Here is a 15,428-nt window from a genome sequence, read left to right as displayed (position 1 = left end):
GCCGGGGCGCGCATTGCGATGCGCGCCCCGATCCGCTTAGAACCTGATTGACTCCGAGTCAGGCCGCGACGGGAAACAGGAAAGGCTGATGGCCGAAAACGGCGCAATTCGTTCGGTTTGCATTGTCGGCGGCGGCTCGGCCGGATGGCTGACCGCGGGCCTCATCGCCGCCCGCCATGGCCGCGACCTCAAGGTCACGCTCGTCGAAAGCGTGCGGCGCGGCACCATCGGCGTCGGCGAAGGCACCTGGCCAACGATGCGCAACACCTTGCGCAAGATCGGCCTCTCGGAAACCGATTTCATGCGCGCCACCCATGCCTCGTTCAAGCAAGGCGCCAAGTTCGCGCGCTGGCGAACCGGCGCGGCGGACGACTTCTACTATCACCCGCTCGTCCTTCCCGAAGGCTTCCCCGATCTCGATCTCGCGCCCTACTGGAACGCCGATCCGAACCAGAGCTTCTCCGACGCAGTCTGCTTTCAGGAAGCGCTGTGCGAGGCCTCGCTCGCGCCCAAGCTGATGACCTCGCCCGATTATGTCGGCGTCGCCAACTACGCCTATCACCTCGATGCCGTGCGCCTCGGCGAACTGCTGGCGGAACACTGCACCGGCAAGCTCGGGGTGCACCACATCGATGACGACATCATCGACGTGCGCCAGTCCGAAACCGGGGATGTCTCCGCCGTCATCGGCGAACGCCACGGCGCCATCGAAGCCGACCTCTTCGTCGATTGCACCGGCTTTGCCTCGCGCCTCCTTGGCGAAGCGCTCGGCGTACCCTTCATCGACCGCTCCGACGTCTTGTTCGTCGACCGCGCGCTTGCGGTCCAGTTGCCGGTCGAGGAAGACAGCCCGATCGCCTCGCACACCATTTCCACCGCGCAGCGCCACGGCTGGATCTGGGACATCGGCCTGCCCACCCGGCGCGGCATCGGCTATGTCTGGTCGAGCCGCCATGCCAGGAACGAACGCATCGAGGAGGAGCTGGCGGCCTATGTCGGCCCCGATTTCGCCAGGCTCTCCCCGCGCGAGATCACCATCCGCTCGGGCCACCGTGCCCAGTTCTGGAAGAACAATGTCGTCGCGGTCGGGCTTGCCGCCGGGTTCCTCGAACCGCTCGAAGCCTCGGCGCTCGTGCTGATCGAACTTTCGGCGGATTACATCGCCACCGCGATGCCCGCGAACCGCGCCGCGATGGATTTCGTCGCGCGCCGCTTCAACACGATGACGCGCTACCGCTGGGACCGCATCATCGAGTTCCTCAAGCTGCACTATGTCCTCTCCGAGCGCAAGGATAGCGCGTTCTGGCGCGACAACCGCGATCCTGCCACCATCCCGCAAGACCTGCAGGACCAGCTCGAGCTATGGCGCGACAGTCCGCCCGGCGAGCATGATTTCTCCAGCGCGCACGAGATGTTCCCCGCCGCCAGCTACCAGTATGTGCTCTACGGCATGGGTTTCCGCACCCGGGCACGCCCCGGCCGCCTCGCCAACGCCGATGCCGCGCAAGACGCGTTCGACCGCACCGCTGCGCTCAAGCGCAAGCTCACCGCCACGATGCCGACCAACCGCGAACTGCTCGGCCGGCTCGCGCAATACCGCTTCCCACCGCTGTGAAGGCCGCCATGACGATCGTCCCATTGAACCGCACCGACCATGCCGACCTGCGCATCGATCCCGCCCGCGCGGCGGAAAGTGCAGCCGCCGTCCACCTCGTACCGCTGGTGGCTGGCGAGATCCGTCAGGTCGCCGGGCAGTTCCCGGTATTCCTCGCCAAGGATGCGGAGACCGGGCAGTTCTACCCCGCCGCGCTGATGGGGCTGGAACCGCAGGAAAACCTGTTCTGGAATGGCGCCGCACTCGAAGCCGATGTCCTCCCGCTCAACCTGCTCCGGCTGCCCTTCTTCGTCGTCGGCGAAGGCGCCGAAGCGGCCATCGGCATCGACGAGGCAAGCCCTGCGCTCGCGCCAGACGGCCCCTGCACGATCGTCGATACCGAGGGCGGCGAAACGGAGTATTTCCGCTCGGTCCAGACCATCCTCGGCCGCCTGCTCCAAGGGCGGGATGAAACCCGCCGGCTGGTCGATCTGATGCTCGAAACCAAAGTGGTGCGCGAGATCAAGCTGGACCTTGCCTTCCACGATGGCAGCACCAGCCTGCTCACCGGGCTCTACGGCGTCGACGAAGTCGCGCTGGGCCGCGCGCGCGAACGGATCACCGCGTTCGAAGACCTGATGATCCTCGCCGCAATGGCGCTCTCGCTCGACAAGGTTGCCGCGCTCGTCCGGCGCAAGAACGCGCGGATCGAAGCGCAGTCGGCGTGGTTCACCCCGGGCAGCTGAACGCTTGAGGCCGCATCCGGTCACCCATCTCGGCCGTGAGGCTGTGCCGCTGTGGATCGCCGATGCGGCGCATCCCGATCCGCAGAGCTTGCTGGCGGCGGTGCGGGAAACGCGGCTCGAACCATGCGAGGGCGATCTCTACCCGGGCGTGCGCGCGCCTGCGCCCGCAGCGTGGGGCGAATGGCTTGCTTCGGCACTCGGGATCTGGCCGGAACTTGCCGCAGCCGAAGTCCTGCGCGCAGACTTTGCCATCGCCTCCCACGATCCGGCAAAGCTGACCCCGGTCCAGCGCATTCCCCATTTCGACACCACAGACCCCGCCGTGCACGCCGTGCTGCACTACCTCTGCGATGCGCCGCATCGGGGCACCAGCTTCCACCGCCACCGCGCCACCGGCTTCGAGCGCATCACCCCGGCGCGCGCACCGCTGTGGCGGCAGGCCCTCGTCGCCGACGGCCAGCGCCACGGCCTCCCGCCGGCGCGCTATCACGAAGCGGACACGGCAAGCTTCGAACGCATCGGCACTGCCACACTGCGCTTCAACCGACTTGTCGTCTATCCCGCCAATTGCCTGCACTGCGGCGATGTGGCCGGCTCATGGTCCAGCAACGACCGCCTGACGATCACGGCATTGATCCGCATCGCAAGCCAGTAGCCCCGGCGCAAAGCCCGGCTGACGGCGTTCAAAATGGCGGAAAATTGGATGCCCCGCGAGGATTCGAACCTCGATAAACGGAATCAGAATCCGTTGTCTTACCATTAGACGACGGGGCAATGAGGGCGCGCCTTTAAGCGGGGGTTGGGCCCGAGTCAAGCAAGGCAACCACCTTCCTGCGCCGTACTTGCTCCAAAGCCGCAGGAACGCTAGAGTACGTGTCAAGTACCTGCCGGGCATCCCCTTGGCGGGAAAACATAAGCGATTGGTTGACATGGCGGAATTCGATCCGCCGGCGCAGCAGCGCAGGACGCGGCCAGGCAAGCGGCGCGGACGCAAATCGGCGTCCCGCGGCAAGCCCAAGGGGGCCCGTCCCGCCCCGGCAGCGTCGGCCACCATCACTGCCGGTCCAGTCTCTGGACCCGATCCGCAGCCGGTAGAAGCCCCGGTAGCCAGCATGGCCATGAACGCGCCTTCGCCCGTTGTTTCCGCCCCGCCTCCGCCGATCGAAGCGCCGCGCGCACCGTGGCAGAAAACACCGCCGTTCCACCGCCAGGCCTATGCGGCGATCGATCTTGGCACCAACAATTGCCGCCTGCTGATCGCGCGGCCTTCGGGCGATCACTTCATGGTGATCGATGCGTTCAGCCGCGTTGTCCGCTTGGGTGAAGGCCTCGCGCAGTCGGGCCGGCTTTCCGATGCGGCGATGGACCGGGCCCTTGGCGCGCTACACGTCTGTGCCGACAAGCTGCGCAAGCGCGGCGTCCACCTCGCGCGGTCAGTCGCCACCGAGGCCTGCCGCCGTGCCACCAATGGTGAGGAATTCATCGAGCGCGTCCACCGCGAAACGGGCATCCGGCTCAACATCATCACCGCCGAAGAGGAAGCGCGGCTCGCCGTGCTGGGCTGCCACATCCTGCTAGAGCCCGGCTGCGGCCCGGCCATGATCTTCGATATCGGCGGCGGATCGACCGAGATGGTGCTCGTCGATACCAGCGATGCCGTGCCGCGCATCCTCGATTGGCAATCGGTGCCGTGGGGGGTCGTCTCGCTCACCGAAAGCATCGGCCCGATCGAACTCACCCCCGAAGCGCGCGCCGCCGCCTATACCGAAATGCGGGGGCGCATCACCGAAGGCTTCGCCCGCTTTGCCGAGCGGGTCACTCCCGCGCGCGAAACCGCCGCGGTTGAGGGCGGACTGCGCCTGCTCGGCACCAGCGGCACCGTCACCACGCTCGCCAGCCTCCACCTCGGCCTGCCGCAATATGATCGCAGCGCGGTAGACGGCCTCATCGTGCCGACCGCCTCGATGCGCGAGATCAGCCAGCGCCTTGCGCATATCTCGCCTGCCGAACGCGTCGCTGTGCCCTGCATCGGGCGCGAGCGGGCCGATCTTGTCGTGGCGGGCTGTGCGATCCTCGAATCGATCTTCGATATCTGGCCTGCCGAACGGCTCGGCATCGCCGATCGCGGTATCCGCGAAGGCATCCTGCGCAGCCTGATGGCAGCGGGCGGGCTGGGCGATCGGCGCGCGGCGGAAACAGCGCAAGGAAAAGGCGTGCTGCAAGGAAAAGGCGAGCGCGCATGAGCAGAAGTGGCCGCGACCCGGGCACACGGGTCAAGACGGCACGGGGCCGCACCGCCTCGTCCAACCGCTGGCTCTCGCGCCAGCTCAACGATCCCTACGTCAAGCAGGCCAAGGCTGAAGGCTGGCGCAGCCGCGCCGCGTTCAAGCTGATCGAACTTGATACCCGCTTCGGCCTCCTCAAAGGCGTGCGCCGCGTCGTCGATCTCGGCATTGCCCCCGGCGGATGGGCGCAAGTGGTGCGCAAGCAGGCCCCGCAGGCCGAAGTCGTCGGCATCGATCTGCTGCCGGTCGAACCGATCGAAGGCGTCACGATCTTCCAGATGGACTTCATGGCCGACGAGGCCCCCGCCGCGCTCCTCGGCGCTCTCGGCGGCGAACCCGATCTCGTGATCTCCGACATGGCCGCCAACACCGTGGGCCACAAGGCGACCGACCACTTGCGCACGATGGGCCTTGTCGAAACCGCCGTCGATTTCGCCGTCCATACGCTCGCCCCCGGCGGCGCCTTCGTCGCCAAGGTCTTTGCCGGCGGCACGGACGGCGAACTGCTCACCATCCTGAAGCGCAACTTCAAGACGGTGAAGCACGCCAAGCCGCCCGCGAGCCGCAAGGACTCGTCGGAATGGTACGTGATCGCGCAAGGTTTCAAGGGGCGCGAGGAAGAGTCTGTGATCCGAGATTGAAATCTCGGAGCGGGGGAGCGGGCTAGTGCCGCCTCGAAATTCGCACTTCCGCGAATTTCGACAAAAGACGACCTATCCACAGGCTGGGTTTTGCGCGAATCGGCTCGCCCGCCCTAACGGTCCCAACCATTTTCTGACCGGAGACCCTTACCCATGGCCGATTCCGCCGACGACCGCCTGCGCCTCCTGATCGAGCGCATCGAACGCCTCGAAGAAGAGAAGAAGGGCATCGGCGACGATATCAAGGACGTCTACGCCGAAGCCAAGGCAGTCGGCTACGATCCCAAGATCATGCGCCAGATCGTCCGCCTGCGTAAGCTGAAGCCCGATGATCGCCGCGAAATGGAAATGATTCTCGATACCTACAAGAACGCGCTCGGCATCGAATAGGAAGACTGGACCCGGAGCGGGGAGGCGCTAGGCTGCGACGAAATGTTGCAGCCGGAGTTTCCCTGATGCGTCTTGCCCGCCCCGCCCTGCTTGCCGGCTTCGCCGCGCTGATTGCCGTTGCCGCGCCCGCAGCGGCAGAAGCCCCGGCCAAGCCCGCGCCCAAGGTTGTCTACCTTCACGCCGGAAAGTTGCTCGATCAACCCGGCAAGCCGCCGCGCGGCGCCTCCACCGTGGTCATCACCGATGGCGTAGTCACCAGCGTCAGCGATGGCACTCTCCCCGCTCCTGCCGGAGCCGCCACGGTCGAACTCGGCGATGCCTTCGTGCTCCCCGGCCTCACCGACATGCACGTCCACCTGTTCAGCGATGGCGATCCGCTGCGGGAACGGCTCGAACAATCCACCCGCGACCGCGAGGACGCCGCCTATCTCGCCGCACAGCACGCGCGCCAGACGCTGGAGGCCGGCTTCACCACCGTGCGCGATCTCGGCGGGCCGCCGCGCGGCATCCGCGCGCTGCGTGATGCGATCAATGCGGGCGAACTGCCCGGACCGACCATCATCAACGCCGGAACGATGATTTCGGTCTCGGGCGGCCATGGCGACGGCGGCGGGCTCAACGAGGAAAGCTACGGCGCCTTCGCTCCGCATGATTACAACAACCTGTGCAACGGCGCGGACGATTGCCGCCGCGCGGTGCGCGAGCAGATCCGGCTCGGCGCGCAGGTCATCAAGTTCGCGGCGACCGGCGGCGTACTGTCCAACGTGGCGGGCGGGCTCGGCCAGCAGATGACGAGCGAGGAAATGAAGGCGGTGATCGACACCGCGCACAGCTTTGGCCGCAAGGTCGCGGCGCACAGCCACGCGGCGGCGGGAACCATGGCGGCGGTCAACGCCGGGGTCGATACGATTGACCACGGCACCTTCCTCGATGAAGCGACGATCAAGGCGATGCTCGCGCACGGCACCTGGCTCGTGCCGACCATGCTCGCCCCGGTCGCCGCGCTGGCGCAGGCCCGCGCCGGGCTGCTGCCGCCCGCAACGATCCCCAAGGCCGAGAACGCTGCCGCTGCCGAGCGCCAATCGCACGAGCTGGCCATCAAGATGGGCGTGAAAATCGCCTTCGGCACCGATACCGGTGTCTCGAAGCACGGCGACAACGCCCGCGAGTTCGCGCTGATGGTCCGCGCGGGAATGACGCCGATGGCCGCCATCACCGCCGCCACGGTGAGCGCCGCCGATGCCCTTGGCCGCACCGACACGGTCGGCCGCATCGCACCCGGGATGCCGGCCGATATCATCGCGGTCCACGGCGATCCGCTGACCGACGTCACCCGGCTCGAACACGTCGATTTCGTAATGAAGCATGGCGAGGTGGTGAAGCAGGTGCCCTGAGCAGATGACGGATGCATTGACCATCCGCGATGCGCAGGCAGAGGACGCTGCCGCCTGCGCCGCGATCTACCGCCCGCATGTGACGGACAGCTGGATCAGCTTCGAGATCGAGGCCCCGGATGCAGCGGAAATGGCCCGCCGCATCGCTGACTACGGCGCCAGCCACGCCTGGCTTGTCGCGACTCGCGGCGGAGAGCTGCTCGGCTATGCCTATGGCAGCCAGCACCGCACCCGCGCTGCCTATGCGTCGTCCTGCGATGTCGCGATCTATGTCAGCGCCGCCGCGCCGCGCTCCGGCATCGGCCGCGCGCTCTATGGCGAGCTGCTCGCGCGGCTGAAGGCCAAGGGCTTCCACGCGGCCTTTGCCGGGATCGCCCAGCCCAACCCCGCCAGCGTCGCGCTGCACGAAGCCTGCGGCTTCACGCCGGTTGGCATCTACCGCGAAGTCGGCTGGAAAATGGGCGCGTGGCGCGATGTCGGCTGGTGGCAGCGGGTTCTCTAGACGCCGAGCAGGGCAAGGCTCACCGATATGCCATTGGCCGCGGCATGGATCAGCATCGAACCGAAAATGCCGATCCGCATCCGCGTGTAGCTCAGCGTCATCCCCGCCCAGAGCTGCGGCAGCACCATCGGCAGCAGCGCCCACGAAAAGCGCGGATAATTGCTCAGGTGCGAAAGGCCGAAGACAATGATCGAGAGCCACACCAGCACCGGAAACGCTGCCTCGAACCCCGGCACCACACCGCGCCGCCGCAGCCAGAACCAGCCGGCAGGCGCAACGATCCCCATGCCCAGCACGGCAAAGCTGGCGGGCACTTCATAGACATGAAAGTTCACCATCGCGAGGAACACAGCGGCGAGAATCGCGCAGAAAACCAGCCACACCGCGCGCACCCGCCCGGTCAGCCAGCCGCGAAACGCCAGCTCCTCGGCCACCGGCGCCAGCAGCACCACGAAGGGCACCAGCATCGCCTTGGAGACCTGATCGAAGGCTTCGGGCGCAGGCAGACCCATCGCTTTCTGCCACAGGCCCAGCAGCGGCAGCAGCACGATCAGCAGGACAAAGAGGTGCAGCGCGAGCATCCGCTGCATGAACTGCCTAGCATCCGGCGCACGCAGGCCGGAGGGCGTCAACAGGCGCGGGCGGGCGAGCCAGGCGGCGAAATCGTGAAACAGCGCGGTCATCTCAGCCCTGATGCCGCAGCGCGGGTTAAGACAGCGTGTGCGCCCACGATTGCCGTGCAGTCCTGTCTCGGCTAGGGGAGCCGCCATTCCCATCCCAAAGCGCTTGAGCAGCAGACCATGGCAGGCCATTCCAAATTCAAGAACATCATGCACCGCAAGGGCGCGCAGGACAAAAAGCGCTCGGCGATGTTTTCCAAGCTTTCCCGCGAAATCACCGTCGCGGCCAAGATGGGCATGCCCGATCCGGACATGAACCCGCGCCTGCGCGCCGCCGTCAACGCGGCCAAGGCGCAGTCCATGCCGAAGGACAACATCGCCCGCGCGATCGACAAGGCGACCAAGGGCGAAGGCGATAACTACGAAGAAGTGCGCTACGAGGGCTATGGCCCGGGCGGCGTCGCGATCATCGTCGAAGCGCTGACCGACAACCGCAACCGCACCGCCACCAACGTGCGCACCGCGTTTGCCAAGAACGGCGGCAATCTCGGCGCTTCGGGCGCGGTGAGCCACGGGTTCGAACGGCTCGGCCTGATCGAGTATCCGGGCAAGGTCGGCGATGAGGACAAGGTTCTCGAAGCCGCCATCGAAGCAGGCGCCGAAGACGTCGAAAGCGATCTGGGCGACGGCGACGAGAACCCCGGCAGCCACCAGATCTGGGTCGCCATCGAACAGCTCCACCCCGTCGCGCGTGAGCTCGAAAAGGTGCTGGGCGAAGCCGAGGGCGTCAAGCTCGCGTGGAAGCCCAACATGACGACCACCGTCGATGCCGATACCGCCGCGACGCTGCTCAAGCTGATCGACGTGCTCGAGGAAGACGACGACGTCCAGACCGTCTGGGGCAACTACGAAATCCCCGACGACGTGATGGAGAAGCTGGGCTGATCATGCGCGCATGATCATTCTCGGCATCGACCCGGGCCTCACCTGCACTGGCTGGGGCGTTGTCGCCAAGTCCGGCAGCCGCCTCAGCCACGTCGCCAACGGCCAGATCCGCACAGATGCCAAGGCTAGCATGGCCGAGCGGCTGGTCGAACTCGACACAGGCCTCGCCGCCGTGATCGCGCAGCACCACCCGGATGCGGGCGCGGTCGAGGAAGTCTTCGTCAACGTGAACCCGCAGTCGACGCTCAAGCTCGGCCAGGCCCGCGGCGTCGCGCTGCTCGCGGTGGCGCGCGCAGGGCTGCCTGTGGCCGAATATCCCACCAAGGTTATCAAGAAGGCGCTCGTCGGTACTGGCGGTGCCGAAAAGACGCAGGTTCAGGCCATGCTCAAGGTGCTGCTGCCCGGTGTCACCCTTGCAGGCGCGGACGCCGCAGATGCGCTCGCCGTCGCGATCTGCCACGCCAACATGATGGGCAGCCACCGCTAGGTCTTCGTGGGCGGGCTTGCCCGCTGCGCATGAGCCTGCCATAGAACAAACCATGATCGCAAAGCTTACCGGCCTGCTCGACGATTTCGGCCCCGACTGGGCGATCATCGACGTCAACGGCGTCGGCTATCTCGTCCATTGCTCGGCCAAGACGCTGGATCGGCTCGGTATTCGCGGCGACAAGGTGGTCATCCACACCGAACTGCAAGTCTCCGAAAACGACCAGCGCCTGATCGGCTTCACCAGCGCCGCAGAGCGCGGCTGGTTCCGCCTGCTGACAGCGGTGCAGGGCGTCGGCAGCAAGGTCGCGCTCGCGATCCTCTCCGCGCTCTCCGCCGAAGAACTCCAGCGCGCCTGCGCGGGCGGAGACGCCGCGATGGTCGCCCGTGCGCAAGGCGTCGGCCCGAAGCTGGCAAGCCGCATCGTCAACGAACTCAAGGACAAGGCCGGCGGCCTCGGCCCGATCCCCACCGGCGCCGGCAGCCCGCCGATCGAAGGCCTCGCCGCCGCACCCGCAGGCTCTGTCAGCGCCGATGCCGTCTCCGCCCTCCAGAACCTCGGCTTCAAACCCGCCACCGCCAGCATGGCCGTGGCCTCGGCGATCAAGGAACTGGGCGAGGATGCCCCCCTCAATGACCTCGTGCGCGTGGCGCTGAAGCGGGCGACGGGCTGATGACCGACAACCCCATCCTCACCCCTCGCCGCCAGACCGAGGACCCGGACGCGGCACTGCGGCCCAAGACGCTTGCCGAATTCGTCGGCCAGGAAGCCGCGCGTGAGAACCTCGCCGTGTTCATCGAAAGCGCCCGCCAGCGCGCTGAGCCGATGGACCATGTGCTGTTCTATGGCCCGCCCGGCCTCGGCAAGACGACGCTCGCCGCGATCATCGCGCGCGAGATGGGCGTGAACTTCCGCGCCACCTCCGGCCCGGTCATCGCCAAGGCGGGCGATCTGGCCGCGCTGCTAACCAATCTGGAGAGCGGCGACGTCCTCTTCATCGATGAGATCCACCGCCTGAATCCCGTGGTCGAGGAAGTGCTCTATCCCGCGATGGAAGACCGCGCTCTCGATCTCATCATCGGCGAGGGGCCTTCGGCGCGCTCGGTGCGGATCGACCTGCCGCCCTTCACCCTGATCGGCGCCACCACCCGCGCGGGGCTTCTCGCCACCCCCTTGCGCGACCGGTTCGGCATTCCGGTGCGGCTGCAGTTCTACTCCGTGGCGGAGCTTGAGCGCGTCGTCACGCGCGGCGCGGGGCTCCTCGGCATCGGCGTCGATAGCGGCGGCGCGGGCGAGATCGCGCGCCGTTCGCGCGGCACTCCGCGAGTCGCGGGCCGCTTGCTCCGCCGCGTCCGCGATTTCGCGCAGGTCGCTGGCGCAGCAGTGATTTCCCGCGAGGTGGCAGACAGCGCGCTGACCCGGCTCGAAGTCGATTCGCTCGGGCTCGATCTGCAGGACCGGCGCTACCTCAGCATGATTGCCGATATCTACAAGGGTGGCCCGGTCGGCGTGGAGACCCTCGCCGCAGGCCTGTCCGAGCCGCGCGACACCATCGAGGATGTGATCGAGCCCTACCTCATCCAGCTCGGCCTCGTCGCCCGCACTGCGCGCGGGCGCTGCCTCAACGATCGTGGCTGGCGGCATCTGGGACTCACCCCGCCCGCCGCCGATCTCCCCGGCCTCTTCGCCGGCGATGAGGGCTAATGGTAAACGCTGATAGCGTAACTGCCGACGCCAATTCGGTTCCAGATTGGCACAGACTTGCGAGGAAGGCCCGTTTTGACCCAATTCGGGCCTCCGTGAGGGGGTGAATCCCGGTTAACGGCATTGCCGCCAGCAGTCTGATCTGCGTTGTTCGATCTGTCAGGAGAGGGTTTGTCCACCATTGCGGGGATAAGGCCTTTCCAAAGGGAACAGAGAGCAAAGATATGTCGGTTCGGATGGCATTGGCAAAACTGGCGGCCTGCGCAGCGGGCGGTGCGGTGCTGGGCGGCGGCGCGGTTCACGTGTCGGAAGCGCCCTCGGCTGCCGAGATCCATCACGTCAAGCCGATCAAGGTCAAACCGGTGAAGCGGCTCTACGCCCCGGTGGTCAAGCGCCGCCCGGTCCACCGCCTGCGCCGCGTGGTCAAGACCACCGTCACCAAGTCCTGCGCCATGCCCCAGGCCCAGATGGCCTATGGCCCCCCCGTGCCCTACATGGCGCCGATGCCGCCCCAGGCGACGGGCGGCGGCAGCGCGGCTCCGGTCGTGATCGGCGGCGGCGGGATCGGCGGCTTTGGCGGCGGGTTCTTCGGCGGGTTCTTTGGCGGCAGCAGCGGCGGTGGCAGCGTGGTGGTCTCCTCGACCAGCACCGGCTCGACCTCGACCTCCGGCGGCTCCACCTCGGGCGGCTCGACCTCGACCTCGGGCGGTTCCACCTCGACTTCCGGTGGCTCGACTTCGAGCGGCAACATCTCGACCTCGACCTCCAGCGGCAACGTCTCCACCAGCTCGGGCGCGGTGACCAGCAGCACCTCGACTTCGTCGGGCAATGTCAGCACGTCCTCGGGCAACGTCTCGACCAGTTCGTCGACCTCGACCAGCTCGGGCAACGTGACGAGCAGCTCGTCGACGTCGTCGTCCACTTCTTCGTCAACTTCGTCCTCGACGTCGTCCTCCTCGTCGTCGACCGGCGGCTCCACCTCGACCTCGAGCAGCACCAGCAGCTCGACCTCTTCGTCGTCGAACGGCAGCACCAGCACGTCGACGTCGTCGTCGACGGGCGGAACGGAAGTGCCGGAACCGTCGATGGTCCTGCTGTTCGGTGCCGCCGCAGCCGGCCTCGTGGCCCGCCGCCGCCAAGGCCTCAAGGCCAAGGGCGCCGCCACGGCCTGAAGGCCCGCACAAGCTTCCGCGGACCGTCACGTACGAAGCAAACGCGGATAAAAGGAAAGGGCGGCTCCGGGGGGAGCCGCCCTTTCTGATTCCAGCACCTGCTGGCAGCCGTCAGGCCGCCAGGTTGCGCAGCACGTAGTGCAGGATGCCGCCGTTGAGGTAGTATTCCAGCTCGTTGGCGGTATCGATGCGGCAGAGCGCGGTGAAGGTGAAGGTCGAGCCATCGGCGCGCGTCACTTCCACTTCCACGTCCTGACGCGGCTTGAGGCCCGCCACGCCGCGGATGGTGAAGCTGTCGTCGCCGGTCAGCCCCAGCGTCTCGCGGCTCTCGCCATCCTTGAACTGCAGCGGCAGCACGCCCATGCCGACGAGGTTCGAGCGGTGGATGCGCTCGAAGCTTTCGACGATCACCGCGCGCACGCCGAGCAGGTTGGTGCCCTTGGCCGCCCAGTCGCGGCTGGAGCCGGTGCCGTATTCCTTGCCGGCGATGACGACCAGCGGCGTGCCGTCGGCCTTGTGCTTCATCGCCACGTCGTAGATCGCGCCGACTTCCTGGCCATAGCGGCTCATGCCGCCTTCGATGCCGGGCACCATCTCGTTCTTGATGCGGATGTTGGCGAAGGTGCCGCGCATCATCACTTCGTGGTGGCCACGGCGCGCACCGTAGGAGTTGAAGTCCGCCTTGGCGACCTGGTGCTCCATCAGCCACTTGCCCGCCGGGCTGTCAGCCTTGATCGAACCGGCCGGCGAGATGTGGTCGGTGGTGATCGAATCGCCGAGGATCGCCAGCGGCTTCGCCTCGATGATGTCGCTCACCGGCGCCGGCGTCATGCTCATGCCCTCGAAGTAGGGCGGGTTGGCGACATAGGTCGAACCCGCGCGCCATTGGTAGGTTTCGCTGCCCGTGACGTTGATCGCCTGCCAGTGCACGTCGCCCTTGTAGACGTCGGCATAGCGGGCCTGGAACATCGCGCGGTCCATGCAGCCGGCCATGGTCTCGTAGACTTCATGGTTCGAGGGCCAGATGTCCTTGAGGTAGACGTCGACGCCGTCCTTGCTCTGGCCGATCGGGGTGCTGACGAAGTCCTCGATCACCGTGCCCTTGAGCGCATAAGCGACGACCAGCGGCGGGCTGGCGAGGAAGTTCGCGCGCACGTCCGGCGATACGCGGCCTTCGAAGTTGCGGTTGCCCGAGATCACGGCGGCGGCAACGAGGCCGTGCTCGTTGATCGCCTTGCTGATCGGTTCGGCCAGCGGACCCGAGTTGCCGATGCAGGTGGTGCAGCCATAGCCGACGAGGTTGAAGCCGACCGCATCGAGGTGCTCCTGCAGCCCGGCGCGCTCCAGATAGTCGGTCACGACCTGCGAGCCCGGCGCGAGCGAGGTCTTCACCCACGGCTTGGGCTTCAGGCCCAGCGCATTGGCCTTCTTGGCAACGAGACCCGCCGCCACCAGCACGCCCGGATTCGAGGTGTTGGTGCAGCTGGTGATCGCCGCGATGGTCACGTCGCCATCGCCGATGTCGAAGTCCTTGCCCTCGACCGGCACGCGCTGCTGCGCCTTCTTGTAGACGTTCGCCATGTCGGCGTTGAACACGTCGTCGACGTCGGGCAGCGAAACGCGGTCCTGCGGGCGCTTCGGGCCGGCAAGGCTGGGCACCACGGTCGAAAGGTCGAGTTCCAGCGTCGAGGTGAACACCGGCTCGATCGCGGGATCGATCCAGAAGCCCTGCGCCTTGGCATAGGCTTCGGTCAGCGCAATCTGGTCCTCGTCGCGGCCGGTCAGGCGCATGTAATCGAGCGTCTTGTCGTCGATGCCGAAGAAGCCGCAAGTCGCGCCATATTCAGGCGCCATGTTGGCCAGCGTCGCGCGGTCCGCCAGCGTCAGCGAGGCAAGGCCGGGGCCATAGTATTCGACGAAACGGCCGACCACGCCGTGCTTGCGCAGCATGTTGGTGCAGGTCAGCACGAGGTCCGTCGCGGTCACGCCTTCCGGCAGGCTGCCGGTGAACTTGAAGCCGACGACTTCGGGGATCAGCATCGAAACCGGCTGGCCGAGCATCGCCGCTTCGGCCTCGATCCCGCCGACGCCCCAGCCAAGTACGCCGAGGCCATTGATCATCGTGGTGTGGCTGTCCGTGCCGACGCAGGTGTCGGGATAGGCCACCGTCGTGCCGTCCGGGCCTTCGCTCGTCCACACCGCCTGCGCGATGTGCTCAAGGTTCACCTGGTGGCAGATGCCGGTGCCCGGAGGCACGGCCTTGAAGTTGGCGAGGCTCTTCGAACCCCACTTGAGGAAGTCATACCGCTCGCCGTTGCGATAGTATTCGATCTCGACGTTCTGCTCGAACGCCTTGGGGTGGCCAAACTCGTCGACCATGACCGAGTGGTCGATCACGAGGTGGACGGGCACCTGCGGGTTGATCTTGCTGGTGTCACCGCCCAGCGTCGCGATCGCATCGCGCATCGCGGCAAGGTCGACCACGCAAGGCACGCCGGTGAAGTCCTGCAGCAGCACGCGCGCCGGGCGGTACTGGATTTCGCGGCTGCTCGAAGGATCCTTCTGCCAGTCGACCAGCGCCTTGATGTCGTCGGTTGAAACGGTGAAGCCGCCATCTTCGAAGCGCAGCAGGTTTTCCAGCAGGACCTTCATCGAGAAGGGCAGGCGCGAAACGTCGCCATAAGCCGCTGCGGCGGTGCCGAGCGCGTAGTAGGCATAATCCTTGCCGCCAACGGAAAGCGTGCTGCGCGCGCCGAGCGTGTCCTGTCCGACCTGGGTCATGGCGATGCGTAATCCCTTCAAGTTGATACCGATTGCCGCGCCGGAGCCGCCCCCGAGGGCACGCGTGCCCGATGCGCCGAGACTCTCTGCGCGTCAAGGCTTGCGGTGCGCTTCAAATGCATAGGGCGCCACGTGCCATACGGCCCGACCGCGCGCGTGGTTACGCG

15 protein-coding genes and 1 tRNA gene are annotated in these 15,428 nt (G+C 66.8%); 13 read left to right on the top strand and 3 right to left on the bottom strand.

Translation table 11 applies throughout. The features are described from left to right. The first annotated feature begins 88 nt into the window (after positions 1-88). From NSE01_RS14445 to NSE01_RS14435, 3 genes are read left to right on the top strand one after another with little or no spacing between them, the layout of a single operon-like run. The gene (locus NSE01_RS14445; RefSeq protein WP_147160355.1) at positions 89-1,615 is read left to right on the top strand and encodes a tryptophan halogenase family protein; all 1,527 of its coding nucleotides are present in this window, start codon (positions 89-91) and stop codon (positions 1,613-1,615) included. 8 nt (positions 1,616-1,623) lie between these two features. After that, positions 1,624-2,340 carry a SapC family protein gene (locus NSE01_RS14440; protein ID WP_147160354.1) on the top strand — a complete coding sequence of 239 codons (717 nt, stop codon included), beginning with the start codon at positions 1,624-1,626 and terminating at the stop codon, positions 2,338-2,340. 4 nt (positions 2,341-2,344) lie between these two features. Then, positions 2,345-2,995 carry a DUF6445 family protein gene (locus tag NSE01_RS14435; RefSeq protein WP_147160353.1) on the top strand — a complete coding sequence of 217 codons (651 nt, stop codon included), beginning with the start codon at positions 2,345-2,347 and terminating at the stop codon, positions 2,993-2,995. A gap of 45 nt (positions 2,996-3,040) precedes the next feature. Here the strand turns inward: NSE01_RS14435 and NSE01_RS14430 are convergent. Beyond that, positions 3,041-3,114 (bottom strand) — tRNA-Gln (locus NSE01_RS14430). A gap of 155 nt (positions 3,115-3,269) precedes the next feature. Here NSE01_RS14430 and NSE01_RS14425 point away from each other — a divergent pair. The 5 genes from NSE01_RS14425 to NSE01_RS14405 all read left to right on the top strand — a co-directional run bounded on the left by NSE01_RS14425 (position 3,270) and on the right by NSE01_RS14405 (position 7,552). Then, entirely contained in the window at positions 3,270-4,583 is a 1,314-nt protein-coding gene (locus NSE01_RS14425; RefSeq protein WP_147160352.1) for a Ppx/GppA phosphatase family protein, read from the top strand. Beyond that, positions 4,580-5,266, top strand: a complete 687-nt coding sequence (locus NSE01_RS14420; protein ID WP_147160351.1) for an RlmE family RNA methyltransferase — start codon at positions 4,580-4,582, stop codon at positions 5,264-5,266. Before NSE01_RS14425 ends, NSE01_RS14420 begins: the two co-directional genes overlap by 4 nt. 153 nt (positions 5,267-5,419) lie before the next feature. Then, a complete protein-coding gene (locus NSE01_RS14415) occupies positions 5,420-5,656 on the top strand; it encodes a DUF2312 domain-containing protein (RefSeq protein WP_147160350.1) in 237 nt (78 codons plus the stop codon). Positions 5,657-5,721: 65 nt separating this feature from the next. Continuing rightward, positions 5,722-7,050, top strand: coding sequence for a metal-dependent hydrolase family protein (locus NSE01_RS14410; protein WP_147160349.1), 1,329 nt, complete (start codon positions 5,722-5,724; stop codon positions 7,048-7,050). A gap of 4 nt (positions 7,051-7,054) precedes the next feature. Next, positions 7,055-7,552 (top strand): arsinothricin resistance N-acetyltransferase ArsN1 family B, encoded by a 498-nt coding sequence (locus NSE01_RS14405; RefSeq protein ID WP_147160348.1) that lies wholly within the window; start codon positions 7,055-7,057, stop codon positions 7,550-7,552. On the opposite strand, the gene NSE01_RS14400 is transcribed toward NSE01_RS14405, so the two are convergent. Further along, a complete protein-coding gene (locus NSE01_RS14400; RefSeq protein ID WP_147160347.1) occupies positions 7,549-8,235 on the bottom strand; it encodes a CPBP family glutamic-type intramembrane protease in 687 nt (228 codons plus the stop codon). The genes NSE01_RS14405 and NSE01_RS14400 overlap by 4 nt on opposite strands. Before the next feature lie 117 nt (positions 8,236-8,352). Here NSE01_RS14400 and NSE01_RS14395 point away from each other — a divergent pair, with 117 nt between their 5' ends. The 5 genes from NSE01_RS14395 to NSE01_RS14375 all read left to right on the top strand — a co-directional run bounded on the left by NSE01_RS14395 (position 8,353) and on the right by NSE01_RS14375 (position 12,480). Continuing rightward, the gene (locus tag NSE01_RS14395) at positions 8,353-9,117 is read left to right on the top strand and encodes a YebC/PmpR family DNA-binding transcriptional regulator (RefSeq protein ID WP_147160346.1); all 765 of its coding nucleotides are present in this window, start codon (positions 8,353-8,355) and stop codon (positions 9,115-9,117) included. Between the two features lie 10 nt (positions 9,118-9,127). Continuing rightward, positions 9,128-9,604: a crossover junction endodeoxyribonuclease RuvC gene (gene ruvC, locus NSE01_RS14390; RefSeq protein WP_147160345.1), complete on the top strand. Its 477-nt coding sequence runs from the start codon at positions 9,128-9,130 to the stop codon at positions 9,602-9,604. 52 nt (positions 9,605-9,656) lie between these two features. Beyond that, positions 9,657-10,277: a Holliday junction branch migration protein RuvA gene (gene ruvA, locus NSE01_RS14385; RefSeq protein ID WP_147160344.1), complete on the top strand. Its 621-nt coding sequence runs from the start codon at positions 9,657-9,659 to the stop codon at positions 10,275-10,277. After that, a complete protein-coding gene (ruvB, locus tag NSE01_RS14380; protein ID WP_147160343.1) occupies positions 10,277-11,308 on the top strand; it encodes a Holliday junction branch migration DNA helicase RuvB in 1,032 nt (343 codons plus the stop codon). The genes ruvA and ruvB overlap by 1 nt, the downstream gene beginning before the upstream one ends. A 224-nt stretch (positions 11,309-11,532) precedes the next feature. Next, on the top strand, positions 11,533-12,480 hold the full coding sequence (locus NSE01_RS14375; RefSeq protein ID WP_147160342.1) for a PEP-CTERM sorting domain-containing protein: 948 nt from the start codon (positions 11,533-11,535) through the stop codon (positions 12,478-12,480). A gap of 111 nt (positions 12,481-12,591) precedes the next feature. On the opposite strand, the gene acnA is transcribed toward NSE01_RS14375, so the two are convergent. Next, the gene (gene acnA / locus NSE01_RS14370) at positions 12,592-15,261 is read right to left on the bottom strand and encodes an aconitate hydratase AcnA (RefSeq protein ID WP_147160341.1); all 2,670 of its coding nucleotides are present in this window, start codon (positions 15,259-15,261) and stop codon (positions 12,592-12,594) included. Positions 15,262-15,428 lie beyond the last annotated feature (167 nt).

The organism is Novosphingobium sediminis (assembly GCF_007991615.1).
Lineage (GTDB): Bacteria > Pseudomonadota > Alphaproteobacteria > Sphingomonadales > Sphingomonadaceae > Novosphingobium > Novosphingobium sediminis.
The sequence above is the reverse complement of the archived record's forward strand: the minus strand, read 5'-3'. Positions and strand labels throughout refer to the sequence as shown.